At 71.6% G+C, this 24,122-nt stretch carries 21 protein-coding genes; 7 read left to right on the top strand and 14 right to left on the bottom strand.

The features are described from left to right. Position 1: 1 nt before the first annotated feature. Genes OG406_RS31740 through OG406_RS31725 form a run of 4 tightly spaced genes read right to left on the bottom strand, consistent with a single transcriptional unit; the run spans position 2 to position 4,871 of the window. The gene (locus tag OG406_RS31740) at positions 2–1,276 is read right to left on the bottom strand and encodes a haloacid dehalogenase-like hydrolase (protein ID WP_327410209.1); all 1,275 of its coding nucleotides are present in this window, start codon (positions 1,274–1,276) and stop codon (positions 2–4) included. Between the two features lie 27 nt (positions 1,277–1,303). Further along, on the bottom strand, positions 1,304–2,095 hold the full coding sequence (locus tag OG406_RS31735; RefSeq protein ID WP_329189043.1) for a 3-oxoacyl-ACP reductase: 792 nt from the start codon (positions 2,093–2,095) through the stop codon (positions 1,304–1,306). Next, positions 2,092–3,492 carry an aldehyde dehydrogenase family protein gene (locus tag OG406_RS31730; RefSeq protein ID WP_267050306.1) on the bottom strand — a complete coding sequence of 467 codons (1,401 nt, stop codon included), beginning with the start codon at positions 3,490–3,492 and terminating at the stop codon, positions 2,092–2,094. Before OG406_RS31730 ends, OG406_RS31735 begins: the two co-directional genes overlap by 4 nt. Positions 3,493–3,500: 8 nt before the next feature. After that, positions 3,501–4,871, bottom strand: coding sequence for a glutamine synthetase family protein (locus tag OG406_RS31725; protein ID WP_164372450.1), 1,371 nt, complete (start codon positions 4,869–4,871; stop codon positions 3,501–3,503). Between the two features lie 77 nt (positions 4,872–4,948). On the opposite strand from OG406_RS31725, the gene OG406_RS31720 reads away from it, so the two are divergent. After that, a complete protein-coding gene (locus tag OG406_RS31720) occupies positions 4,949–5,686 on the top strand; it encodes a FadR/GntR family transcriptional regulator (protein WP_329189041.1) in 738 nt (245 codons plus the stop codon). Between the two features lie 158 nt (positions 5,687–5,844). Then, positions 5,845–6,525 (top strand): gamma-glutamyl-gamma-aminobutyrate hydrolase family protein, encoded by a 681-nt coding sequence (locus tag OG406_RS31715; RefSeq protein WP_266854533.1) that lies wholly within the window; start codon positions 5,845–5,847, stop codon positions 6,523–6,525. Between the two features lie 139 nt (positions 6,526–6,664). Here the strand turns inward: OG406_RS31715 and OG406_RS31710 are convergent, their stop codons facing one another. After that, positions 6,665–7,588: a LysR family transcriptional regulator gene (locus tag OG406_RS31710; RefSeq protein WP_266612298.1), complete on the bottom strand. Its 924-nt coding sequence runs from the start codon at positions 7,586–7,588 to the stop codon at positions 6,665–6,667. A gap of 70 nt (positions 7,589–7,658) precedes the next feature. Here OG406_RS31710 and OG406_RS31705 point away from each other — a divergent pair, with 70 nt between their 5' ends. Further along, complete coding sequence (locus OG406_RS31705) at positions 7,659–8,810, top strand: TDT family transporter (RefSeq protein WP_329189037.1); 1,152 nt, start codon at positions 7,659–7,661, stop codon at positions 8,808–8,810. Here OG406_RS31705 and OG406_RS31700 read toward each other — a convergent pair. The 4 genes from OG406_RS31700 to OG406_RS31685 form a co-directional block, all read right to left on the bottom strand. Beyond that, complete coding sequence (locus tag OG406_RS31700) at positions 8,779–9,492, bottom strand: helical backbone metal receptor (RefSeq protein WP_327410205.1); 714 nt, start codon at positions 9,490–9,492, stop codon at positions 8,779–8,781. The genes OG406_RS31705 and OG406_RS31700 overlap by 32 nt on opposite strands. 66 nt (positions 9,493–9,558) lie before the next feature. Next, the gene (locus tag OG406_RS31695) at positions 9,559–10,140 is read right to left on the bottom strand and encodes a helix-turn-helix domain-containing protein (protein WP_081223460.1); all 582 of its coding nucleotides are present in this window, start codon (positions 10,138–10,140) and stop codon (positions 9,559–9,561) included. Positions 10,141–10,639: 499 nt separating this feature from the next. Beyond that, positions 10,640–13,255 carry an ABC transporter permease/substrate binding protein gene (locus OG406_RS31690; protein WP_267050310.1) on the bottom strand — a complete coding sequence of 872 codons (2,616 nt, stop codon included), beginning with the start codon at positions 13,253–13,255 and terminating at the stop codon, positions 10,640–10,642. Further along, positions 13,248–14,327 carry a quaternary amine ABC transporter ATP-binding protein gene (locus tag OG406_RS31685; RefSeq protein ID WP_164372457.1) on the bottom strand — a complete coding sequence of 360 codons (1,080 nt, stop codon included), beginning with the start codon at positions 14,325–14,327 and terminating at the stop codon, positions 13,248–13,250. The genes OG406_RS31690 and OG406_RS31685 overlap by 8 nt, the downstream gene beginning before the upstream one ends. 170 nt (positions 14,328–14,497) lie before the next feature. Here OG406_RS31685 and OG406_RS31680 point away from each other — a divergent pair, with 170 nt between their 5' ends. The 4 genes from OG406_RS31680 (at position 14,498) to OG406_RS31665 (ending at position 19,242) form a co-directional block, all read left to right on the top strand. Beyond that, positions 14,498–15,436, top strand: coding sequence for a 5'-3' exonuclease (locus OG406_RS31680; RefSeq protein WP_239155365.1), 939 nt, complete (start codon positions 14,498–14,500; stop codon positions 15,434–15,436). A gap of 100 nt (positions 15,437–15,536) precedes the next feature. Further along, positions 15,537–16,373, top strand: a complete 837-nt coding sequence (locus OG406_RS31675) for a siderophore-interacting protein (protein WP_164372459.1) — start codon at positions 15,537–15,539, stop codon at positions 16,371–16,373. Between the two features lie 354 nt (positions 16,374–16,727). Then, on the top strand, positions 16,728–18,278 hold the full coding sequence (locus OG406_RS31670) for an amino acid permease (protein ID WP_329189031.1): 1,551 nt from the start codon (positions 16,728–16,730) through the stop codon (positions 18,276–18,278). A 4-nt stretch (positions 18,279–18,282) separates the two neighbouring features. Beyond that, positions 18,283–19,242, top strand: coding sequence for an RluA family pseudouridine synthase (locus OG406_RS31665; protein ID WP_329189029.1), 960 nt, complete (start codon positions 18,283–18,285; stop codon positions 19,240–19,242). Here the strand turns inward: OG406_RS31665 and OG406_RS31660 are convergent. The 5 genes from OG406_RS31660 to OG406_RS31640 form a co-directional block, all read right to left on the bottom strand. Continuing rightward, a complete protein-coding gene (locus OG406_RS31660; RefSeq protein ID WP_329189027.1) occupies positions 19,236–20,705 on the bottom strand; it encodes a cytochrome P450 in 1,470 nt (489 codons plus the stop codon). The two genes, OG406_RS31665 and OG406_RS31660, sit on opposite strands and share 7 nt — an antisense overlap. 73 nt (positions 20,706–20,778) lie before the next feature. After that, a complete protein-coding gene (locus OG406_RS31655; RefSeq protein ID WP_081223468.1) occupies positions 20,779–21,399 on the bottom strand; it encodes a GTP-binding protein in 621 nt (206 codons plus the stop codon). Beyond that, positions 21,380–21,844, bottom strand: a complete 465-nt coding sequence (locus OG406_RS31650) for a DUF742 domain-containing protein (protein ID WP_326843549.1) — start codon at positions 21,842–21,844, stop codon at positions 21,380–21,382. The genes OG406_RS31655 and OG406_RS31650 overlap by 20 nt, the downstream gene beginning before the upstream one ends. Continuing rightward, a complete protein-coding gene (locus OG406_RS31645) occupies positions 21,841–22,248 on the bottom strand; it encodes a roadblock/LC7 domain-containing protein (RefSeq protein WP_266854551.1) in 408 nt (135 codons plus the stop codon). Before OG406_RS31645 ends, OG406_RS31650 begins: the two co-directional genes overlap by 4 nt. Beyond that, positions 22,245–23,840: a sensor histidine kinase gene (locus OG406_RS31640; protein ID WP_329189024.1), complete on the bottom strand. Its 1,596-nt coding sequence runs from the start codon at positions 23,838–23,840 to the stop codon at positions 22,245–22,247. The genes OG406_RS31645 and OG406_RS31640 overlap by 4 nt, the downstream gene beginning before the upstream one ends. Positions 23,841–24,122: the final 282 nt, after the last annotated feature.

Below are 24,122 nucleotides of genomic sequence, written 5' to 3'. Positions count from 1 at the left end.
CTCAGTACACGGTGTCGGCGAGGTCCGGCACGATCGAGCCGTCCGGCCTGCGGAGGGGGCCGAGGGTGCCGTCGGGGGCGGTGCGGGCGCTCGTGGAGCACGGGTAGAGGCCCTGCTTGCGGGGCAGCGGCTCGATGAACATCGGGTTGATCACCCAGCGGCCGTCGGCGTCGTCGTACGCCCGGCACATGAGTTCGTTCTTGTTGCGGTTGACGACGAGGTGCGCGCCGGTGGCGTCGCCGACGAAGGTGACGTCGGTGTCGGCGTCGCCGCCCGCGATCGCGGTCCTGTGGCGGGCGTCCTGCCGTTGCCAGGCCGCCGCGCCGCGCACGCCGTAGATCTCCTGGTTGATCCAGCAGCGCTTGCCGTCGATGTACGGGATGACCGCGCCGCGGTTCGCGGGGACGCCGCCGCAGCCCTGGTTGAGTGTGGTGATCCGGCCGCGCCGGTCGAGGACGGAGCGGATCGCGATGGTGTGGGCGGCGTCGATGCCGACTCCGCGCGACCAGACCTCGGTGACAGGCTCGGAGCCCGCCGAGACGATGTACACGTCGAATCCGGCGCGGTGGAGGGTGCGGATCAGGTCGCGCTGCTGGGTGTAGTAGCGGACGTAGGCCGGGATCGTGTGGGTGCCGAGCACGCGGGTCGAGCCGACGGGCGCGGCGAGGGCCTCGGCGCGGGCCTGCCGGGCGTACGAGGACAGTTCGGGGACGGTGTGTCCGGCGAACAGCTGGGGCACCCAGGCGTACTGCGGGACGGTGCGCCGGTGGTTCCACGTGCCGGCGAACGCGGCGGCGCCGCTCATGGTGCGGCCGGTGTCGCGGATCTCGAAGATCTCGTCCGTACAGCGGGGGTTCGTGGCGGTCGGCAGGGGTGCGCCGACGGGGACGGCGGTGCCGCACGCCGTGGTGAGCGCCTGGTCGGCGGCGTCGGTGAGCCAGGCACTGGTGGCCTTCCAGCGTGCCGGGCGCAGGATCTTGTCGTGCCGCAGGGCCCAGGAGATCGTGGCGTCGGTGACGTCGTTCTTGGTGATCGTGTTGTCCCAGTCGAACGCCGCGACCGGGTGCCGTCCGTGGCCCGTGCCGCCCGCGCAGGTGCCGCGGGCGTCGATGACCTCCTGAAGGTGCGCCCGGTTGTCGCCGTACCAGCCACCGGACAGCCGGGGGCAGTTCGAGGGTGCGGGAGCCGCGGTGGGCGGCGCGGCCGCCAGAAGGGCGGCCGCGGCCAGGGTCCACGCGAGGATGTGCGGGTTTCGTCGGTTCTGTCGGTGTCGCATGACCAGTGGACGGTACCCGGCGAGGGCTTACAGAGGCGTGACGTACGCGCCCGAGATGCCTCCGTCCACCAGGAAGTCGGTGGCGTTCACGAAGGAGGAGTCGTCGCTGGCGAGGAAGGCGACCGCCGCCGCGATCTCGCCCGCCTCGGCGAACCGTCCGACCGGGATGTGCACCAGGCGGCGCGCGGCCCGCTCGGGGTCCTTGGCGAACAGTTCCTGGAGGAGCGGGGTGTTGACCGGGCCGGGGCACAGCGCGTTGACCCGGATGCCCTCCCGGGCGAACTGGACGCCCAGTTCGCGGGACATGGCGAGGACGCCGCCCTTGGAGGCCGTGTACGAGATCTGCGAGGTCGCCGCGCCCATCCGGGCCACGAAGGACGCCGTGTTGACGATGGAGCCCCGGCCCTGGCGGCGCATGTAGGGGATGGCGGCCTTGCAGCACAGGTAGACGGAGGTGAGGTTGACGTCCTGGACGCGCTTCCAGGCCTCCAGCCCGGTGTCCAGGATGGAGTCGTCGTCGGGCGGCGAGATGCCCGCGTTGTTGAAGGCGATGTCGACCGAGCCGTAGGTGTCGTACGCCGTCCTGAACAGCGTCTCGACCTGCTCGGGGTCGGTGACGTCGACCTGGACGAAGGTCCCGCCGACCTGCTCGGCCACCGCCTTGCCGCCGCGCTCGTCGATGTCGCCGCAGACCACCCGGGCGCCCTCGGAGGCGAGCCGGCGGGCGGTGGCGAGGCCGATGCCGCTACCGGCGCCGGTGATGACGGCGGTACGGCCGACCAGCCGGCGGCAGATGTTTGCTTCGGTCGCTTCGGTCACAGTGCGGGGCCCTCCGTGCTGATGAAGACGTTCTTGGTTTCGGTGAAGGCGGTGAGGGCGTCCGGGCCGAGTTCGCGGCCGATCCCCGACTGCTTGAACCCTCCGAAGGGGGTGCAGTAGCGGACGCTGGAGTGCGAGTTGACGGACAGGTTGCCGGCCCGCACGGCCTGGGAGACGCGCAGGGCGCGGCCGACGTCGCGGGTCCAGATCGAGCCGGACAGGCCGTAGTCGGTGGCGTTGGCGAGCCGCACGGCGTCGGCCTCGTCCTCGAAGGGCAGCACCACGGCGACGGGTCCGAAGACCTCCTCGACGGCCACGCGCGCGTGGGCGTCGACTCCGGTGAGGACGGTCGGCGCGAACCAGAATCCGGGTCCCGCGGGGGCCTTGCCGCGGATGCCGGGCGCGTCGGCGTCGACGTAGGACCGGACGCGCTCCAGCTGGACCTGGGAGATCAGCGGGCCCATCTGGGTCCGCTCGTCGGACGGGTCGCCGACGACGACGGACTCGACGGCGGGCGCGAGGAGTTCGAGGAAGCGGTCGTGGACGGAGCGCTGCACGAGAATGCGGGTGCGGGCGCAGCAGTCCTGGCCGGAGTTGTCGAGGAAGGACATGGGGGTGGCCGCGGCCGCGGCCTCGATGTCGGCGTCCGCGAAGACGATGTTGGGGCTCTTGCCGCCGAGTTCGAGGGTGACGCGCTTGAGGAGGGCGGACCCCTTGGCGAGGACCTGTTTGCCCACCGTCGTCGATCCGGTGAAGACGATCTTCGCGACGCCGGGGTGTTCGACGAGCGCGTCGCCCGCCACCGGTCCGGCGCCCGGCAGCACCTGGAGGAGGTGCTCGGGCAGGCCTGCCTCCAGGGCGAGTTCGGCGAGGCGCAGCGCGGTGAGCGGGGTGGTCTCGGCGGGCTTCAGGATGACGGCGTTGCCGGCGGCGAGCGCGGGTGCGGTGCCCCAGGCGGCGATCGGCAGCGGGAAGTTCCAGGGTGCGATGACCGCTACGACGCCGAGCGGTTCGAGGAGGGTGATGTCGAGTCCGCCGGCGACCGGGATCTGCCGTCCGGTCAGCCGCTCGACACCGCCTGCCGCGTAGTCGAGCAGGTCGCGGACGTTGCCCGCCTCCCAGCGGGCGTTGCCGAGGGTGTGGCCGGCCTCGCGGACCTCCAGGCGGGCCAGTTCCTCGACGTGTGTGTCGACGACGGCGGCGAAGCGGCGCAGCAACCGGGCGCGGTCGCCCGGTGCGAGGGCGGCCCAGCGGGTCTGTGCCGTCGCGGCACGCGCGACGGCGGCGTCGACGTCCTGGACGGAGGCGGCCGGGACGGTGGCGAGGACCTCCTCGGTGGCCGGGTTCAGCACCTGGAGCTCGTGGTCGTACGGGGGCGAGGTGTACGGGTACGGCACGGCGGTCCTCACATGCGTTCGAAGGAGCGGCGCAGCTCCCAGTCGGTCACCGCGGCGTCGAAGGCTTCCAGTTCGACGCGCGCCATGTTGCGGTAGTGCGCGACCACCTCGTCACCGAAGGCGGCGCGGGCGATGGGGCTCTTCTCCCAGAGCTCGGCGGCCTCGCGCAGGGTGGTGGGGACGTGGTCGTACTCCGAGGTGTAGGCGTTGCCGGCGCAGGCCTCGGGCAGCTCCAGCTTGTGCTCGATCCCGTACAGGCCGGCCGCGACGAGTCCGGCGACGGCGAGGTGCGGGTTGACGTCGCCGCCGGGCAGCCGGTTCTCGAAGCGCATCGACCGGCCGTGGCCGACCACGCGCAGGGAGCAGGTGCGGTTGTCGTAGCCCCAGGCGACGGCGGTCGGCGCGAAGGAGCCGGGCTGGAAGCGCTTGTACGAGTTGATGTTGGGCGCGTACAGCAGGGAGAAGTCGCGCAGCGCGGCCAGTTGTCCGGCGAGGAAGTGGCGCATGACCTCGGACATGCCGCCGGGGTCCTGGGCGGAGCCGGCCATCACGTTGGTGCCGTCGGCGTCGGCGAGCGAGAGGTGGATGTGGCAGGAGTTGCCCTCGCGCTCGTTGTACTTCGCCATGAAGGTGAGCGAGACGCCTTCCTGGCTGGCGATCTCCTTGGCGCCCGTCTTGTAGACGGCGTGCTGGTCGCAGGTGACGAGGGCCTCGTCGTACTTGAAGGCGATCTCGTGCTGGCCCGGGTTGCACTCGCCCTTGGCGGACTCGACGGTGAGCCCGGCGGCCTGCATCTCGTTGCGGATGCGGCGCAGCAGCGGCTCGATGCGGCCGGTGCCGAGGACGGAGTAGTCGATGTTGTACTGGTTGGCCGGGGTGAGTCCGCGGTAGCCGGTGTCCCAGGCGTGTTCGTAGGTGTCCTTGAAGACGATGAACTCCAGCTCGGTGCCGACCTGGGCGGTGTAGCCGAGGTCGGCGAGGCGGTCGAGCTGGCGGCGCAGGATCTGCCGGGGTGCGGCGACCACCGGGGAGCCGTCGTTCCAGGCGAGGTCGGCGATGAGCAGGGCCGTGCCCTCGTTCCAGGGGACGCGTCGCAGGGTGCCGAGGTCGGGGTGCATGGCGAAGTCGCCGTAGCCCCGGTCCCAGGACGACATGGCGTAGCCGTCGACGGTGTTCATGTCGGTGTCGACGGCGAGGAGGTAGTTGCAGCCCTCCGTGCCGTGTTCCAGGACCTCGTCGAGGAAGAAGGGTGCGGCGAACCGCTTGCCCTGGAGCCGGCCCTGCATGTCGGGGAAGGCCAGGACGACGGTGTCGATCTCACCGGCCGCCACGAGGGCACGCAGTTCCTCGACGGCGAGCGGGGGTGTGCGGTCTGCCACCGGAAAATCCTCCTTGGGTCAGCCGAGAGCCATAAGGTATTGCCGAGAACCATTGCTTGGGAAGGGGGCGCGACCGGATGACAGGGGCGGAAGCCGGCCGTGGGCCGGAGGACCGGCTGACGCCGGTGCTGCGGCCGGTGCGGGCAGGCAACGGTTTCGAGGAGGCGCTGGAGCAGATCCTCCAGATCGTGCGGCTGGGCCTGGTGCCGGGCGGTGAACGGCTGCCCGCCGAGCGGGAGCTGGCGGAGCGGCTCGGGATCAGCCGGGTCACACTGCGCGAGGTCCTGAAGGTGCTCCAGGACCAGGGCCTGGTGGAGTCGCGGCGCGGGCGGTACGGCGGAACGTTCGTGCTGGCGCGCGCGGACGCTCCGGACGAGCACGAGCTGCGCCGCCGGGTCGCCTCGGTCGACGTCGAGGACGTCCTGCGCTTCCGCGAGGTGCTGGAGGTGGGAGCGGCCGGTCTGTGCGCGGCGCACAGCCTCGGCATCGGGCAGGCGGACCGGCTGCGCGCCGCGCTCGCCCGGACCGCCGACGCGCCGCTCGCCGACTACCGGCGCGCGGACACCCTGCTGCACCTCACGCTGGCCGAGCTGAGCGGCTCCCCCTCCCTCGCCGCCCGCTACGCGGCCGTGCGCGCCTCCGTGAACGACCTCCTGGACTGCATCCCGCTCCTCGTCCGCAACCTGGAGCACTCCCAGCGCCAGCACACCGCCCTCGTGGAGGCGGTTCTCGACGGGGACGCGGACGGGGCGCGGGAGATGATGCGCGAACACTGCGCGGGCACGGCGGCGCTGCTGCGCGGGTTCCTGACGTGAGCGCGCCGGGACGCGAGGGACCCGCGGGTTTCCCTCCACCGCCAGCAAAAGGTATGAGACCGTTCCATTGACGTCCGTCGCCTCGGCTTCCGTCGACCTCGGCCGGCTCCGGTCGGCTCCGCGGGCGTCGTGGTGACCCGGATCCGAGGGAGAACCGCGTGGGCAGGCCGCTGATCGGTGTGAGTACGTATCTGGAGACCGGGGCGCGCTGGGGCGTGTGGCACCTGGAGGCGGCGCTGCTTCCGGCCGGCTATCCGCGGCTCGTCCAGGGGGCGGGCGGGCTCGCCGCGATGCTGCCGCCGGACGATCCCGCGCTGGCCGCCGAGGCGGTCGCCCGGCTCGACGGGCTGGTCGTGGCGGGCGGCGCCGACATCGACCCCGCCCGCTACGGCGCCGAGCGCTCCCCGCGGACGGGCCCGCCCGCCCATGAGCGGGACGCCTGGGAACTCGCCCTGATCCGGGCCGCGTTGGAGTCGGGCACACCGCTTCTGGGCATCTGCCGGGGCCAGCAGCTCCTGAACGTCGCCCTCGGCGGCACACTCGTCCAGCACCTCGACGGGCACGTGAAGGAACCCGGCGTCTTCGGGTACCACGAGGTGACGCCCGTGGCGGGGACGCTGTACGGCGGGCTCGTACCGGAACCCTGCGAGGTCCCGACCCACCACCACCAGGCGGTGGACCGCCTCGGGGAGGACCTGGTGATCTCCGCGTACGCCGCGGACGGCACCGTGGAGGCGATCGAACTCCCCGGCCGGGGTTGGGTCCTGGGGGTCCAGTGGCATCCGGAGATGGGCGAGGACCTGCGGGTGATGCGGGGGCTGGTCGCGGCGGCGGGCTGACCGGACGTCGGCCAAGGACGTTCCTCGCCCCCTCCGCCCCGACGGGCTGAGACAGCCCCTCCGGCGTTTGAGGAGCGGGGGTCCGGGGGCAGCGCCCCCGGGTACGGGACGGGTAGGGGCGGCGGGGGCGAAAGACGCCCTACGCGCCCCGGGTCAGGGACAGCAGGTCGCGGGCCGGGCCCGTGGGGCGGTGGCCGGTGGGCCAGACGGCCCGGAGGTCGCGCGCCAGCCGGACATCCGCGAGCGGAATGCTCACGAGGCGCCGCCCCGACAGCTCCTCCCCGAGGGCGAGTTCACTCAGCACGGCGGGCCCCGCCCCGCTCACGGCCGCCGCCTTCACCGCGGTGGTCGACGACAGCTCGATGAGGGGACGCGCGAGCCCCCCGAGCGCGGCGTCGAGCACCTGCCGCGTCCCCGACCCCTCCTCACGGAGGATCAGCGGCGTGTCCGCCAGCTCGGCCGCGGCGAGCGGAGCCCGGCGGCGCGCCCAGGGATGCCCGGGTGCCGTGACCACGATCAGCCGGTCGCGGGCGATGACCGTGGCGTCGAGCCCGGTCGGCACGGAGAGGCCCTCGACGAATCCGAGGTCCGCCTCCCCGGCGAGGAGCCGCTCGGCGACGGCGGCCGAGTTCCCGGCCCGCAACGAGACCGCCGTGTCGGGCCGCTGCGCGCGCAGCGCGATCAGCCAGCCGGGCAGCAGGTACTCGGCGATCGTCATGCTCGCGGCCACCCGCAGCCGCGAGTCCCGCCGGTCCCGCAGGGCCTGCGCCCCGGCGTCGAACGCCTCGGCCGCGTCGACCACCCGGCGCGCCCAGTCCGTGACGAGGGCCCCCTCGTGGGTGAGCCGGGAACCGCGCGGTGAGCGGTCCACGAGCGCCACGCCGAGCTGACGTTCCATGGAGCGGATCCGGCTGCTCGCGGCCGGCTGCGTGATCCCCAGCTCGCGCGCGGCACGTCCGAGGCTCCCGAGCCGCGCCACCGCGAGCAGCAGTTCCAGCGCGCCCAGATCGGGGACCCGGTGGGCGATCCCGGGTCCGGTCCGTTCCTCAGCACTGCTACTCATAAACTCAGCTTATGTCCTCATAGGTGCAAGCTCCCTGGTGGGGAGCCCGGGCACGCGCGACCGTGGAGTCATGGTCACCGCAGCCCAGCCCTTCTCCGCCGACCCGGCGGCCGCCGTCCGTGTCGCGCGGTCCCCGCGCACGACACGGGACCGGGCCGTCGCCGCGGTCCGTCATCTCGGCCCGAACTGGTACGCGTCGGTGATGGGCACGGCGATCGTGGCGACGGCGGGCGCGGGACTGCCGGTCCACGTGCCGGGACTGCGTACGGCCTGCGCCGTGGTGTGGGCGCTGTCGCTCATGATGCTGGTGACCCTGCTCGTCGCCCGGGCCGCGCACTGGAGGTACCACCCCGACCAGGCCCGCGCCCATCTCCTGGACCCGGCGACCGCCCCGTTCTACGGGTGTCTCGCGATGGCGCTGCTCGCCGTCGGCGGCGGGACCCTGGTGGTCGGCGCGGACTGGATCGGAACGGGGGCCGCGGTCGCCGTCGACACCGTCCTGTTCACGGCCGGGACCGCGCTCGGACTCGCCGCCGCGGTGGCCGTCCCGTACCTCATGGTCGTCCACCACCGGATCGAGCCGGGGCAGGCGTCCCCGGTGTGGCTGTTGCCGCTCGTCGCCCCGATGGTGTCGGCCGCCCTCGGTCCGCTGCTGGTGCCGCATCTGCCGGCCGGCCAGCCCCGGGAGACGCTGCTCCTCGGCTGCGTCGCGCTGTTCGGGCTGAGCCTGCTGGCCGTCCTGGTGATGCTGCCGATGGTGTTCGCGCGGCTCGTCACCTCGGGTCCGCCGCCGCTCGTGCTGACCCCGACGCTGTTCCTGGTGCTCGGTCCGCTGGGCCAGTCGACGACGGCGGCCGGCAAGTTCGCCGACGTCGCTCCGGGCGCGCTGTCCGCCCCGTACGTCCACGGTTTCGCCTTCTTCGCCGTCCTCTACGGAGTCCCCGTCATGGGGTTCGCCCTGCTGTGGCTCGCGCTGGCTGTCGCCCTCGTCGTCCGGGCCCGCCGCCGGGGCATGGGTTTCGCGATGACCTGGTGGGCGTTCACCTTCCCGCTCGGCACCTGCGCGACCGGTGCGGAGAGCCTGGCCCGCCACACCGGGCTGGCCGCTTTCGACATCCTCGCGGTCGCGCTCTACGCCCTGCTGGTGGCGGCCTGGTCGGTGGCCGCCGTCGGCACCGCCCGGGGCCTGATCAGCGGCCGGCTGCTCGCAGCGCCGCGCTGAGCCTTCCCGGTGCCTCGGCCATCGAGGGCCCGTACCAGGTCAGCATCCGGCCGTCGACCAGGGCGCAGGGGATGTCCGGGAAGGACTCGGGGCCGTCGTCGGGGGTGAAGCGGTACGGCTCGTCGGGCAGGACGGCCAGGTCGGGGGACGCGGCGGTCAGTTCGGCGAGCGGGATGCGCGGGTAGCGGTCCGCGTGGCCGGCGTAGAGGTTGTCGACGCCGAGCCGCGCGAGCACGTCACCGGCGAACGTGTCGCGGCCGAGCACCATCCAGGGCCGCCGCCAGACGGGCACGACCGCGCTGCGGCGGCGTTCCGGCGCGGGCGGCCCGGCCCACGCGGCCTCGGCCTCGTCCAGCCACCGGGGGCGGCCGCGCGCACCGCAGGCCCGGAGCACCCGGTCGAGTTCGCGCAGGGCGCCGGGCACGTCCCGTACCTCGGTGACCAGGACCTCGACTCCGGCCTGGCGCAGGGCGGTCAGGTCGGGCTCGCGGTTCTCCTCCTCGTTGGCGAGGACGAGGTCGGGCGCGAGCCGCAGGACGGCGTCGACGTCGGGGTTCTTGGTGCCGCCGACGCGTCGCACGTCGAGGCCCGCGGGGTGGGTGCACCAGTCGGTGGCGGCCACGAGGGCGCCGGGCAGGGTCACCGCGACGGCCTCGGTGAGCGAGGGCACGAGCGACACCACGCGCGGGCCCTTAGGCCGCCTCTCCCCCGCCGTCGGGTCGTCGCCCGTCGTGTCCGGCGCCACCGGTCAGCGCCTGCCGAAGCGGTGCCGGTCCTCCACCGCGTCGATGTGGTCGGCGACCTCCACGACGATGACACGGGTGTCCGGCACGGTGGCGCGCCACCGGTGCCGGACCCCGCCCGTCAGATAGAGCGTGTCGCCGCGTCCCAGGCGATGCGCGCGGCCCTCGGCCTCGACCTCGACCGCGCCGTCGCACACGTACATCAACTTGTCGTTGCGGTGCTGGAGTTCGCGTCCCTCGTCGTGGTCGCCGGTGAACTCGGTGGCGTGCAGCTGGTGGTGACCGCGCACCAGGGGGCGCACGTGGGCCTCGGGAGTGAACTCGGCGCCCGCGTCGGCGCGCACGACGTCGACGCTGCACGCCGGGTCGGCCGCGGCGAGCAGTTCGGCGGCGGAGGTGTCGAGGGCTCCGGCGACTCTCTCCAGGGAGCTTCTGCTGGGCCGCGCCCGCTCGTTCTCCACCTGGCTGAGGAAGGGAACCGACAGGCCACTGCGTTCGGCCACGACGGCGAGGGTGAGTCGCAGCGCCCGGCGCCTTCGGCGCACGGCCGCGCCCACGCGAAGCGGTTGTTCTTTGTGGTCGCCCATCGCTCCGGCTCCCTCCCTCGTCTCGTCGGTCCGCGAACCGCCCGGTTTCCGGCCCGCTCCTTCTGATGAGTTGTCTGCACCCTACGCATGTTCGGCAAACCGTTTCATGGACCCGTCACATCGCTGTCACATCGAGGGAGTGTGAGGGTTACAGTTCGCGCCAGAACGAGCGCCCGCCCGCCCCTCGGGGCGCGGCACCGGAGCGGAAGGCGTGCCGGGTCCGCAGGACCGTGACCGGCGGCCGTGGGCCGGGAGTTCGCCGGAGATCACGGGGTCGTCCGTCGCCGGCGCGGTTGTCCGGATCCCTCCCGTACGTCAGTACGGCATCACGGGCCGTGTCGTCCGCACGTGCGGACCCGCGGCGGCCCGGACGGGCGGAGACGGGCGACGGGACCACGACGAGGGGTGGCCCCCGCCCCACGGGTCAAAGGACCCGTACGACGAGGACCACCCCTCGGAGTGAACCGTCCACCACCCTTGGGGGTGAACCGCTCGGCGACTACTGCGGAGTCATCCGCTGCACCATGTCCGGGTGCTCCTTGAGCCAGGCGGACACGGCGTCCTCCTCGTGCCCCTGGCCGCGCTGCTTGATCTCGCTCTCCAGGCTGCCGAGTTCGGCCTCGCTCATCCTGAAGTTCTTGATCCACTCGGTGAGCTTCGGGTACTGGCCCGGGAACTTCTTGCTGGAGATGGTGCGGATCGTGTTGCCCTCGCCGAACAGCTTCTTGTCGTCGGCGAGCTTGGTGAGCTTGTACTCGCTGTAGGCCCAGTGCGGCGACCACAGCACGACCGCGATCGGCTCCTTCTTGGCGTACGCGCGCTTCAGCTCGGCGAGCATCGCGGGCGTCGAGCCGTCGACGACCTTGTACTCCTTGTCGAGGCCGTAGCCCGGAAGGACCTTCTTCTTCAGGAGGTTCATCTCACCGGTGCCCGGCTCGATCCCGATGATCTTCCCGCCGAAGGTCTTCGACTTGCCCTTGAGGTCGGCGAGGGACTTGACGTCCTTCACGTACGAGGGCACCGCGATCTCCAGGGAGGTCGGCTTGTACCAGGTGCCGAGGTCCTTGAGGTCGTTCTTGTGCTGGTTCCAGTAGTTGGACTGGGCGTACGGCAGCCAGGCGTCGAAGTTGAGGTCGAGGTCGCCGGAGGCCAGGCCGGTGTACACGGGGCCGACGTCCATCTGCTTGAGGTTGAGCGTGTAGCCGCGACGGGCCAGCACGTTCTTCCAGAGGTAGGTGACGGCGACGTCCTCGTCCCAGGGGAACCAGGCGACGTCCACGGCGCGCTTGGCCTCGGCCGGGGCCGCGGCGGAAGCGTTCTTGACCGGGGCCAGCTTGTCGACGACGCCGGGGTTCTTCTTCAGCCAGGCGCGTACGGCGTCCTGCTGCTTGCCCTTGCCGACCTTGTTGATCTCGGCCTCGAGGTCGGTGAGCTGCTTCTCGGTCATCTTGAAGTTCTTCAGCCACTGGCCGACGACCGGGTTGTCCTTGGCGAAGCCCTTGCGGGACAGCGTGTGCACGCCGTCGCCCTTGCCCCAGGCGCCCTTCGGGTCCTTGAGCTTCTTCAGCTTGTAGTCGCTGTAGGCCCAGTGCGGCGACCAGAGGGTGGCGACGATCGGCTTCTTCGCGGCGTAGTCGCGCTTCAGCTCGGCCAGCATCGCCGGCGTGGAGCTGTCGACGACCTTGTACTCCTTGTCGAGGCCGTACGCCTTGAGGACCTTGGTCTTGAGCAGGCCCATCATTCCGGCGCTGGACTCGATGCCGGTGATCTTGCCGCCGAAGGTGCCGGACTTGCCCTTGAGGTCCTCCAGGGAGTCGATGCCCTTCATGTAGGCGGGCACCGACAGCTCCAGGGACGTCGGGCCGTACCAGGAGCCCAGGTCGTCGAGCTGCTTGCCGTACTTCTTCCAGTACTGCGCGTGCGTGGTCGGCAGCCAGGAGTCGGTCTCGAAGTCGACGTCGCCCTGGGCGAGCGAGGTGTAGAGCGGGCCGGCGTCGAACTGCTTGACGTCGACCTGGTAGCCGCGCTCCTCCAGGATCTCCTTCCAGAGGAAGGTGGAGGCGACGCCCTCGTCCCAGGGGATGTAGCCGATGGTGACCTTCTTGCCCTGGCCGACGTTCTCGCCGTCGGCGGCGGTGGAGGTCGTGCCCGTGCCGCCGAAGACACCCATGCCGCCCGCGACGAGGGCGAGGACGACGACACCCGCCATGGCCACGACGGGACGCGGGCGGTACGACCAGATCTTCAGGCCCTGTGCGGCGCGCGCCTTGGCGGCGGCGCGACGGCCGAGCGGGGAGACCTGGGTGCCCAGCGCGCTGGTCATGCGGTCGAGGTAGATGGCGAGGATGACGATGGCGACGCCGGCTTCGGAGCCGAGGCCGACGTTCAGCTGGCCGATGGCCTCGTTGACGTCGCCGCCGAGACCGCCGGTGCCGACCATGCCCGCGATGGCGGCCATGGACAGGCCGAGCATGATGACCTGGTTGACGCCCGCCATGACGGTGGGGAGCGCCAGCGGAAGCTGGATGCGCAGCAGGGTGTTGCGCGGGGTGGTGCCGAACGCGTCGGCGGCCTCGACCAGTTCCTTGTCGACCTGCCGGATGCCCAGCTCGGTCATGCGGACACCGGGGGCCAGCGCGAAGATCAGGGTGGCGACGATGCCGGCGGGGGCACCGGTGCCGAAGAACAGGATCGCCGGGATGAGGTAGATCATCGCGGGCAGCGTCTGCATGAAGTCGAGCACGGGCCGGACGATGCCGCTGACCCGGTCGGAGCGGGCCGCCCAGATGCCGACGGGCACCGAGATGACGAGCGCGATGAGTGTCGCGACGAGGACCAGCGAGAGGGTCACCATCGCGTCCTCCCACAGTTCGAGGGAGTCGATGAAGGCGAAGCCCACGAAGGTGAGGACACCGGCCGAGGTGCCGCGCAGCCAGAAGGCGATGACGGCGAAGATGCCGGCGAGGAGGAGGGGCTGGGGCGCCTGGAGGACGGCGTCGATGCCGTCGTAGGTGCCGGAGAAGACGGTCTTGAGGAAGTCGAAGAGCCACGCCATGTGGTTCAGCAGCCAGTCGACCGCGTCGTTGACCCAGTCGCCGAAGGGGATCCTAGGCACCGGCCTTCACCTCCTCGTTCCGCGGGCTGGGACACGGCTCGGGCGTGCCCTGCTCGTCGCCGAGGAAGCCGACGAGGCGCTGCCGGGGGACGACCCCGACGAGGGTGTGCTTCTTGTCGACGACCGCGACCGGGTGGGTGAGGCGGGCGCTGATCGCGCAGAGGTCCACGAAGGAGGTGTCCGGCGCGGCGGTCTCGCAGGCGCAGTCGGCCTCGTCGCCGCGTATCGCGGTGTCCATGACGGCGCCCGCGGTCAGTACACGCGAGCGGTCGACGTCCTGGGTGAAGGAGGCGACGTAGTCGTCGGCGGGGCGCACGAGGATGTCCTCGGCGCTGCCTATCTGGACGATGCGGCCGTCGCGCATGACGGCGATCCGGTCGCCCAGGCGCATGGCCTCGTTCAGGTCGTGGGTGATGAAGACGATGGTCTTCTTCAGCTTCTTCTGGAGCTCGATCAGCTGGTCCTGCATGTCGCGGCGGATCAGCGGGTCGAGGGCGCTGAACGACTCGTCCATGAGCAGCAGGTCGGCGTCGGTGGCGAGCGCGCGGGCGAGACCCACGCGCTGCTGCATACCGCCGGACAGCTCGTCGGGCCAGGACTTCTCCCAGCCGGCGAGGCCGGCCAGTTCGAGGGCCTTGGTCGCCCGCTCCTTGCGCTCGGCGGCCGGGACGCCCTGGACCTCCAGGCCGTAGGCCGCGTTCTCCAGCACGCTGCGGTGCGGGAACAGCGCGAAGTGCTGGAAGACCATGCTGATCTTGCGGGAGCGGACCTCGCGCAGGTCGCGGGCGCTCAGTCCGGTCAGGTCCTGGCCGTCGAAGCGCACGTGCCCGGCGGTGGGCTCCAGCAGTCCGTTGAGCATGCGCAGCAGCGTGGACTTGCCGGATCCGGACAGGCCCATGACGACGAAGATCTGGCCCGGCTCGACGGTGAAGGACGCGTCGATCACGGCGGCGGTGGTGCCGTCGGCGCGCAGTTCCTCACGGTCGACTCCGTCACGGAGCCGCTCCACGGCCGCTTCTGGTCGTCTTCCGAACACCTTGTACAGATGGTCGGCCTCAAGCCTGGATGACACGTGGTGCCTCTCGGTCGGACAGGGGAACGGGCTGAACGAACACCCACGGCGTTCCCGACAACTGGTGACGGTTGAATGAACAACCGAGCCGCTCAGAGGCCGCGCCTGCCCACGCTTACACAAAGCAAACACAGGAGTGGTCCAGGTCACTGTCAGTGGCGTACGGCATGATGCGGTTCGTGACACAGCAGACTCGACGACTCATGCTCCTCGACACCGCCTCGCTGTACTTCCGCGCCTACTTCGGCGTGCCGGAATCCGTGCGGGCCCCGGACGGCACACCGGTGAACGCCGTGCGCGGGCTGCTGGAGTTCATCGACCGCCTGGTCAGGGACCATCACCCCGACGACCTGGTGGCCTGCATGGACGCGGACTGGCGTCCGCAGTGGCGGGTCGACCTGATCCCGTCGTACAAGGCGCACCGGGTGGCGGTCGAGACCGAGACCGGCCCGGACGAGGAGGAGGTGCCGGACACCCTCTCGCCGCAGGTGCCCGTCATCGAGGACGTCCTGGACGCGCTGGGCATCGCCCGCGTGGGCGTCGCGGGGTACGAGGCGGACGACGTGATCGGCACGTTCACCGGGCGCGCCACCGGCCCGGTCGACATCGTCACCGGCGACCGGGACCTGTATCAGCTCGTGGACGACAAGCGGGGGGTGCGCGTCCTGTATCCCCTCAAGGGCGTCGGCACGCTCCAGCTCACGGACGAGGCCTGGCTGCGCGAGAAGTACGGCGTGGACGGCGCGGGGTACGCGGATCTGGCGACGCTGCGCGGCGACCCGAGCGACGGACTGCCCGGGGTGCCGGGGATCGGCGAGAAGACGGCGGCGAAACTGCTCGCGGAGTTCGGTGACCTGGCCGGGATCATGGCCGCGGTCGACGACCCGAAGGCGAAGCTGACCCCTTCGCAGCGCAAACGCCTCACGGAGTCGCGGCCCTACGTCGCCGTGGCGCCCACCGTGGTCACGGTGGCAGGCGACGTCCCGCTGCCCGAGGTCGACACCGCACTGCCCCGCGCCCCGCGCGACCCCGCGGCGCTGGACGAACTCGCGGCGCGCTGGGGTCTGGGTGGATCGCTGAACCGGCTCCTTGCCACACTGGAGACATAGCGGAACCCTTCCGGCATAACTGGTGGCGCTCACGCATAGGTGCCACCAGGGTGGGAGTGCTAACTTAGGTAAGCCTAACTATGTTGACCAGGAGGCAGTCATGGCAGAGCGCCCGGAACGCAAGCCCAGGAAGCCGCACTCCGCGACGGTCGTCCGCACCGAGCGGCTGACCCCGCACATGCAGCGGGTCGTGCTGGGCGGCGAGGGCCTCGCCGACTTCGCCACGGGCACCAGCACGGACCATTACGTGAAGCTGCTCTTCGGCGCCGAGGGCGTGACCTATCCGGAGCCCTTCGACCCGCAGCGCATCCGCGAGGAGTTCCCCCGCGAGCACTGGCCGGTGACCCGCACGTACACCGTGCGCGCCTGGGACCCCGCGGTGCGCGAGCTGACCCTGGACTTCGTGGTGCACGGCGACGAAGGACTCGCCGGACCCTGGGCGTTGAAGGTGCAGCCGGGCGAGGTCGTCCATTTCATGGGCCCCGGTGGCGCCTACGCGCCGGACACCGAGGCCGACTGGCATCTGCTCGCCGGTGACGAGAGCGCGCTGCCGGCCATCGCCGCCGCACTGGAGTCGCTGCCCGACGGCTCCGTCGTCCGCGCCTTCGTCGAGGTCTCGGACCCCGAGGAGGAGCAGAAGATCGACTCCGACGTGGACGTCGTCTGGCTGCACCGCGGGGACCGGCCGGTGGGCAGGGCCCTGGTGGAGGCCGTACGCGGGCTGGAGTTCCCGGCGGGCCGGGTGCACGCGTTCGTCCACGGCGAGGCGGGCTTCGTCAAGGAACTGCGCAAACTGCTGCGCGTCGAGCGGGAGATCCCGCGCGACGACCTGTCCATCTCCGGCTACTGGCGCCTCGGCCACAACGAGGACGGCTGGCAGGCGTCGAAGCGGGAGTGGAACGCCCAGGTGGAGGCGGAGCAGGAGACCTCGGCCTGACACCCGGCACCCCGGCAGGCAGCACCCAGGAGGCGGCGACCGCGACGCGGGCCGCCTCCTGACGTATGTGCGGGGGCCGGTCCGGCCCCCGCGACGACCCAGCGGAAGCGGTGAATCGGCGCTCCCCCGCGGGGAGTTGACGTCGCGCCATACCGCGCACCCGGCTGCGGGCCGCAGCCGCCTCACGCACGGCCACGGGCGCGGGCGCCGGGCGACTCCGACCCCCGGCGGTCCCGTGAGGACTTCGGCCCGTCGCCGACACGGCCGCGTCACGCGAGCGAAACAGGGCCTCCCTAATTTCTGTCACCCGACAGGAATCCCGTTCGCCCTTCCGCGCCGAAGGCAGGTGCCGCCGTGACCACCACCGCTCCCACCGACGTACGCCCCGATCCGCCGCAGTCCCCCGACGACCGCTCCCTGAACGCGTTCGGCTACCGCCAGGAGCTGCACCGCAGCCTCGGCCGGTACGCCTCGTTCGCCGCCGGTTTCTCCTTCATCTCCGTCCTCACGACGGTCTTCCAGTTCTTCGCGTTCGGCTACGCCTTCGGCGGTCCCGTCTTCTTCTGGACCTGGCCGGCCGTCCTGATCGGACAGCTCGCGGTGGCGGCCTGCTTCGCCGAACTGGCCGCGCGCTACCCGATCTCCGGCGCGATCTACCAGTGGTCCTCGCGCCTGTCGAACCTCTCCTTCGGCTGGTTCGCGGGCTGGATCATGGTGATCGGCCAGGTCGTGGTGGTCGCCGCCGCGGCGCTCGCGCTGCAGATGGTGCTGCCCGCGATCTGGTCCGGCTTCCAGCTCGTGGGCGACGACCCCGCCCCGACGAGCCCGGACGGAGCGGCCAACGCGGCGGTGCTCGGCGTCGTCCTGCTCGTCCTCACCACCCTGGTCAACGTCCTCGACAACCGCGTGATGTCGCTGGTCAACCGGATCGGCGTCACCGCCGAGATCATCGGCGCCGTCCTCATCATCGTGCTGCTGCTCACCCACTCCGAGCGCTCCCCCGGCATCACCTTCCACACCGGCGCGGGCGGGACGGGGCTGCTCGGCGCGCTGATGGTGGGCTCGTTCATGGCCGCGTACGTGATGATCGGCTTCGACAGCGCCGGTGAGATGAGCGAGGAGACCCACAACCCCCGCCGCACCGCGCCCCGTACGATCCTCACCGCCCTCGGCGCGGCCGGCCTGCTCGGCGGGCTGATCGTGCTCGGCGGGCTGCTCGCCGCCCCGAGCCTCACCGACGGACGCCTCGGCGTCGACGGTCTCAGCTACGTCCTCACGAGCAGCCTGGGCGACGGCGTGGGCCGCGCGCTGCTCGCCGACGTGGTGGTGGCCGTCGCGGTGGCCACCCTGGCGATCCAGACCGCCGCCTGCCGGATGCTGTTCTCGATGGCGCGCGACCGGCAGCTCCCCTTCTCGGGGCGGCTCGCGAAGGTCGACGCGCGCACCGGCATGCCGAGCGCGCCCGCCCTGGTCGTCGGCGTCCTCGCGGCCGCGCTGCTCCTCCTGAACTTCGCCTCGCCGGACGCGTTCCTCGCCATCGGCACCACCTGCATCGTGATGCTGTACCTCGCCTACGCGATGGTCACCGGTCCCCTGCTGGTGCGCAGGCTGCGCGGACAGTTCACCGCCGACGGCACGGACGAGACGGGCGCCCCGCTCTTCTCGCTCGGCCGCTGGGGCGTCCCGGTCAACGCGCTCGCCCTCGTCTACGGCCTCTTCATGACCGTCAACCTCGCCTGGCCGCGCGCCACGGTGTACGACCCGGCGGGCGGGCACTGGTACTTCCAGTGGTTCACCCTGCTCTTCCTCGGCGTCACCCTGGTCGCGGGTGCGGCGTACCGCGCGTACCGGAAGCGGGCGGCGGCACCGGAGGCGACCGCGGCCGTCCCGGCCTCGTACCCTTGACCAGGTGAGACGCAAGCCCCGGATCCCGCCCTCTCCCCTCCCGCAGCGCCACGGGGTCGACCCCGTGCGGATCAGGCTGCCGCGGGAGGGGAGCTGGGCCACCGTGCGGGAGCACCTGGTGGAGCGGCTCGCGGCCGGGGACGGGGTCGTCGACGCGATGCTCGGCGACGGGCTGTTCGTCGGCGAGGGCGGTCGGCCGGTGACGGCCACGACGGCCTACGTGCCGGGGATGTTCGTGTGGTTCCACCGGGAGCTGCCGGACGAGGAGCGGGTGCCGTTCCCGGTGGAGGTGGTGTACCGCGACGAGCACATCGTGGTCGCCGACAAGCCGCACTTCCTCGCCACCACCCCGCGCGGCAGCCATGTGGCCGAGACCGCCCTGGCGCGGCTGCGGCGGGAGCTGGACCTGCCGGAGCTGGGCGCGGCGCACCGTCTGGACCGGCTGACCGCCGGCCTGGTGCTGTTCACCGTGCTGCACGGGGAACGCGGCGCCTACCAGTCGCTGTTCCGGGACCGGCTGATCGCCAAGGAGTACGAGGCCGTGGCTCCGTACGATCCCGGTCTCGTCCTCCCTCGCACGGTGCGCAGCCGCATCCTCAAGGAGCGCGGCGTGATGGCCGCCTGCGAGGTGGCGGGCGAGCCGAACGCCGTCACCCGGGTGGAACTGACGGAGCACCGGGGCGGACTCGGGCGTTACCGGCTCACGCCGAGCACCGGGCAGACCCACCAACTCCGCGTCCACATGACGGCGTTGGGCGTGCCGCTGCTCGGCGATCCGCTCTACCCGGAGGTGACCGGGCCGGTGCCGGCCGGCGACTTCCGGCGTCCGCTGCAACTGCTGGCGCGGAAGCTGGAGTTCACCGATCCGGTCACCGGACGGGCCCATCGGTTCGTCAGTGGGCGGGAGTTGGAGGCATGGCCGGCGTACGACATCTGGTCGGCGGGCCCGGCCCCGGATCAGTAGCCGCGCCACCAGCGCACGAGACGCTGCCAGGCGCCGAGCCGGTGGGCGGGCTCGGGTGCCCGGAGCGGCGGGGCGGGTGTCGGGTGCGGTGCGGGCGCGGCCGGCGCCGCGCCCTCGCTGGTGACCTGCCAGCCGGGCCGCTGGACGGGCAGCGCGCGGACCGAGGGCCGCTGCATGACGTCCTGCGGCGGCCGGGGCTGGAACCGTACGGGCAGGTCCACGAGGTGGCGTGACGACATGGACCCGCGCCAGCGCAGGTCGCTCTCGGGGCCGTCGAGTTCGACGTCCGGCAGGCGGAGCAGCAGCGCGTCGACGCCGACGTCGGCGATGGCGCGGCCGATGTCCTGGCCGGGGCACTCGTGGGGCCCGCCGCCGAAGGCGAGGTGGGAGCGGTTGCCCTGCATGTTGGCGGCCAGGTCGGGGCGGACGCGGGGGTCGACGTTGCCCGGCGCGATCCCGAAGAGGAGTCCGTCGCCCTTGCGGATGCGCTGACCGCCCAGTTCCGTCTCCTGCTTCGCGAAGTAGCCGAGGACGGCGCTGAACGGCGGTTCGTTCCACAGGGACTGCTCGACGGCCTCGGGCACCGTCATCTGCCCGCCGTTGAGCTGGGCGCGGAAGCGCGGGTCGGTGAGGACCATGCGCAGCACGTTGGCGATGAGGTTGGCGGTGGCCTCGTAGGCGGCGAGGAGGACGAGGCGAAGGTGCTGGGCGACCTCGTCGTCGGTGAGCCCGGCGGGGTGGTTGATGAGGTGGCTGGTGAAGTCGTCCTCGGGCATCGCGCGGCGCCGTGCGGTGTGCTGGGTGAGGACGCCCATCACGTACTCGTTGCTGGCGATGGCGGTGTCGGTGCCCTTGAGCAGGTCGCGGGTGGCCTGCACCATACGGTCGTTGTAGTCCTCGGGCATGCCGATGATCTCGCAGAGCACGGACATCGGCAGGTGCTCGGCGAACTGTCCGACCAGGTCGGCCTCGCCGAGCTCGCAGAACTCGTTGACCAGGCGCTGGGTGGCGCGGTTGATGTAGCGGCGCAGGCTGCGGAAGTCGATGGTGGACATGGCGCCGGTGACGGCTCCGCGCAGCCGCAGGTGTTCGTCGCCCTCGACGTGGGAGCAGATGGGCTGCCAGGCGATGTGGGGGGCCAGCGGATGGTCATTGCCCGCGGTGCCGTCCTGGACGGCCGTCCAGAGCCGGCTGTCACGGGCGAAGTGCGAGGGCGTGCTGACCATGTGGAGGTTCTCGCCGTGCCCGAGGACGACCCAGATCGGCACGTCGTTGTGGAGCAGTACGGGGGCGACGGCGCCGTGTTCGGCGCGGAGTTTCTCGTAGAGGGCGCCGAGGTCCTCCGCCTCGGGGCCGTAGAGGCGGCGCAGCCCGCCCGGGCCGGTGCCGTGGGCGGGGCAGCCGGGCGGCGGGCCGAGCGTGGGGTCCTGGGTGCCGGTCGGGGAAGGGGATTCAGGCGTCACGATGATCGCTCCGAAGCTGAAATGAGAGCTTGTGAAGGGGAGTTGTCGTGCGGGGGTCCGTCGCGTGCGGTTCTCAGGCGGGTGACGAGGTCATCGCCAGCGAGTGCAGGAACCGCATCAGCGTCATCAGGGTGTCCCGGCTCGACGCTCTGCGCCGGGCATCGCACTTCACGATCGGGATCTCGTCGGGCAGGTCGAGCGCGGCCCGCAGTTCCTCGACGGGGTACCGCGGCGCGTCGGGGAAGTCGTTCATGGCGACGACGAACGGCACGCCGCGTTCCTCCAGGCGGCCGATGACGTCGAAGCTGACCTCCAGCCTGCGGGTGTCGATCAGCACCACGGCGCCGAGGGCTCCCTCGAACAGGCCGTTCCACAGGAACCAGAAGCGTTCCTGGCCCGGGGTGCCGAACAGGTAGAGCACCAGCTGGTCGGTGATGGAGATCCGGCCGAAGTCCATGGCCACCGTGGTCGCCGTCTTGGTCTCGGACCCGTAGTTGTCGTCGATTCCGATGCCGGCCTGCGTCATGGTCTCCTCGGTCGTCAGCGGCTTGATCTCGCTGACGGAGCCCACCATGGTCGTCTTGCCGACTCCGAAGCCGCCCACGATCACGATCTTGACCGCCGCCTGCGTGGTGTGCGGGAGGTGGTCCTCGGCGCGAGGGCCCGTGATGGTGTCAGAGCTTTTGAAGTCCATGCATCACCGCTTCGAGGAGGGAACGGTCGGGGAGCGCCTGTCGGACGATCGGGGCGCGCGCCTTCACCAGTTCTGCCGCCAGCAGCTCGGTGAGCAGGACGGTCACCACGCTGAACGGCAGGTTGAGATAGGCCGAGATCTCGGCCACGGACAGAGGCGCCCTGCACAGCCGCAGCAGGGCGGACTGCTCGGGCTGCGTGGCGGGGGGCGGTGACTCGGCGCGCGCCACGACGAGGGTGACGAGGTCGAGTTCGGCCCGGTCGCCGTGCTCGGCGCCGCCCGTGAGCACGTAGAGGCGCTCGGGGTTCTTCGGTTTGCCCGCACTGCCCTCCCCCTCGGGGCCTTCCCCCTCGGGGCCTTCGGGGCCCGCGAGGGGGACGTCCGTCGTGACGGGTTCGGGGGGCCCTTCCTCGGGTTGGCGCCGCCGGCGTTGCGGAGGAGTCATACGGTCTGCCCGTTGCGCCGCGGCGGGCTCGTCAGATGGGCGCCGATGCGGACGACGAGGTCGCGCATGCGGTTGCTCATCAGGCCGGGTTCCGCGGTCTGGTTGGCGAGCACCGCGAGGTAGGCGTTGGGGCCCGCCGACATCAGGTAGAAGTAGCCGCCGTTGATCTCGATGATCACCATGCGCATCCGGCCGTCGCTGTTGGGGATCTCGCCCGCGACGGCTCCGGCGAGGCTCTGCAGGCCGGCGCAGGCGGCGGCGACGCGGTCGGCGGCGTCCGGGTCGCCGCCGTAGCGGGCGATGCGCAGTCCGTCGGCGGAGAGCACGACGATCTGCTGGATGCCCGGTACCCCGTCGGCGAGATCCTTGAGCATCCAGTCGAAGTTCGCTCGCTGCTGGATCACTTGAGGTCCCCCTCGTCGTCGCCCTCGGCAGGGGCCGGCTGGTTGTCCGTGCTGGATGCGGTCGGGTCCGGGTCGCCCTTGAGGCCGTTCATGAACGCCTCGACCCACAGGCCGGGTTCGGGTTCGTCCTTCGGCTCCGGCCGGGGCGCGGGCGCCCATGAGGGTCCGGTGCCGGCGGCCTCCGCGGCCTCCAGGGCCCGCGCCTCGGCGATCCGCTGGCTGAGCGGCACCTTGACCCGGCTGCGGCGCTGCGGCAGGCCGTTCGGCGCCCATTCGGTGACGACCGGGACGTCGTCCTCGCGGGGGTCGCGGGGGTCGCCGCTCGACGAGGGGACGCGGGGTCCGGTGGTGGGACGGCGCTTCTTGGGCTTGCGGGCGGGAGCCTCGACCCCGCCGGTGTCGATGCCCGTCACGGAGGTGGCTCCGATGCCGTGCGCGAGACCGGGCGCGAAGTCGGTGGTGAGCATGTCGCGCGGGGCGACGAGGACGGCGCGGACACCGCCGTACGCGGACTGCCGCAGCGAGATCTGCATGCTGTACATCTGCGCGAGGCGGCCGACGACCGCCATCCCGAGGCGGGGTGCCTGACCCATCACGTTCGGGTCGACGCCCGCGGCGGCCAGCCGGAGGAGCTCCTCGATCTTGCCGCGGGACTCGTCGCTGAGGCTGACGCCGCCGTCCTCGATCTCGATGGCGACGCCGGTCTGCACCTCGATGGCGGTGACGTGCACCTTGGTGTGCGGCGGCGAGTAGCGGGTGGCGTTGTCGAGGAGTTCGGCCAGCGCGTGGATGAGCGGTTCGACGGAGACGCCCGTGACGGCGACGTCGACGATGTTGTGCAGCTCGATGCGCCGGTACTCCAGGATGCGGGACATCGCGCCGCGCAGCACGCTGAACAGCGGTACGGGCTCGGGCCACTGGCGTCCGGGGCGGCCGCCGCCGAGCACGGCGATGGAGTCGGCGAGCCGGCCGATCAGCGCGGTGCCGTGGTCGATGCGCAGCAGGTCGTCGAAGACCTCGGGGTTGCGCCCGTGGTCCTCCTCCATCTCGCGGAGTTCGTTGTTCTGCTGGTGGACGATGGCCTGCACGCGCCGGGCGATGTTGACGAAGGAGCGCTGCGCGGCGTCGCGCATCGACTCCTCGGTGTCGACGATCTTGAGGAGCTTCTTCAGCAGGTTCTTCTGGGAGTCGGGGAGTTCGCGATGGCCGGGGTCGTCGCGGCCCAGTGTGCGCACGACCTCGGAGGGGGAGTCCCCGCCGTGCAGCCGGTCGAGCGCGAGCGGGACGATCTCCTCGGTGAAGTGCACGATCTCCTGATCGTGCGCGGCGATGCGCTGCTCCAGGTATGCGATGCGGCGTGCGTAGTCGGCCCGCAGTTCCCGGGCGACCCGGCCGCGGCGGACGGCCTCACCGCCGATCGTGATGACCAACAGGGTGGCGAAGCCGCCGCACAGGGCGACCGCGGTCCGGGCCGGCTCCGTCACCAGGGCGACTGCGGCGCCGGTGGCCACGGCCATCAGTATCGCGGGCAGCAACAGCACCCGCGCGTAGGGAAGTTCACGGCCACCGGGAGGCGATTGAACACTCACCATGTATGCCCTCTGAGACAGGTCGGCTGGGGGGTGGGGGATGTTTGTGGGGGAAACGGCATGGATCGGCATGGATCAAACTGAATCTTCGGAACCTTTGGGAACAAGCGCACGAATACATCTCAACTCGGTGCGCTGCGGGCGAGCTTAGTCCGACCGGATCATCGCTGTGTCATATTCAGCAAGCACCTGAAATCGCCCTCGCGACTGGAGTACGCTCAGCCCCATTTGCACGCTGCGCCTCCATTCGCACACGGTGCGTGACCGCGTACGGGCATACGAGAA

The organism is Streptomyces sp. NBC_01428 (genome assembly GCF_036231965.1).
Taxonomy (GTDB): Bacteria; Actinomycetota; Actinomycetes; order Streptomycetales; family Streptomycetaceae; genus Streptomyces.
This window is presented reverse-complemented; position numbering and strand designations above follow the sequence as displayed.

What these genes read in the sequence shown, in the direction of transcription:
- OG406_RS31740 (WP_327410209.1), bottom strand. Translation starts at nt 1,276, where the DNA reads ATGCGACACCGACAGAACCGACGAAACCCGCACATCCTCGCGTGGACC.
- OG406_RS31720 (WP_329189041.1), top strand. Translation starts at nt 4,949, where the DNA reads ATGACAGGGGCGGAAGCCGGCCGTGGGCCGGAGGACCGGCTGACGCCG.
- OG406_RS31710 (WP_266612298.1), bottom strand. Translation starts at nt 7,588, where the DNA reads ATGAGTAGCAGTGCTGAGGAACGGACCGGACCCGGGATCGCCCACCGG.
- OG406_RS31705 (WP_329189037.1), top strand. Translation starts at nt 7,659, where the DNA reads ATGGTCACCGCAGCCCAGCCCTTCTCCGCCGACCCGGCGGCCGCCGTC.
- OG406_RS31695 (WP_081223460.1), bottom strand. Translation starts at nt 10,140, where the DNA reads ATGGGCGACCACAAAGAACAACCGCTTCGCGTGGGCGCGGCCGTGCGC.
- OG406_RS31680 (WP_239155365.1), top strand. Translation starts at nt 14,498, where the DNA reads ATGCGGTTCGTGACACAGCAGACTCGACGACTCATGCTCCTCGACACC.
- OG406_RS31675 (WP_164372459.1), top strand. Translation starts at nt 15,537, where the DNA reads ATGGCAGAGCGCCCGGAACGCAAGCCCAGGAAGCCGCACTCCGCGACG.
- OG406_RS31655 (WP_081223468.1), bottom strand. Translation starts at nt 21,399, where the DNA reads ATGGACTTCAAAAGCTCTGACACCATCACGGGCCCTCGCGCCGAGGAC.
- OG406_RS31650 (WP_326843549.1), bottom strand. Translation starts at nt 21,844, where the DNA reads ATGACTCCTCCGCAACGCCGGCGGCGCCAACCCGAGGAAGGGCCCCCC.
- OG406_RS31640 (WP_329189024.1), bottom strand. Translation starts at nt 23,840, where the DNA reads ATGGTGAGTGTTCAATCGCCTCCCGGTGGCCGTGAACTTCCCTACGCG.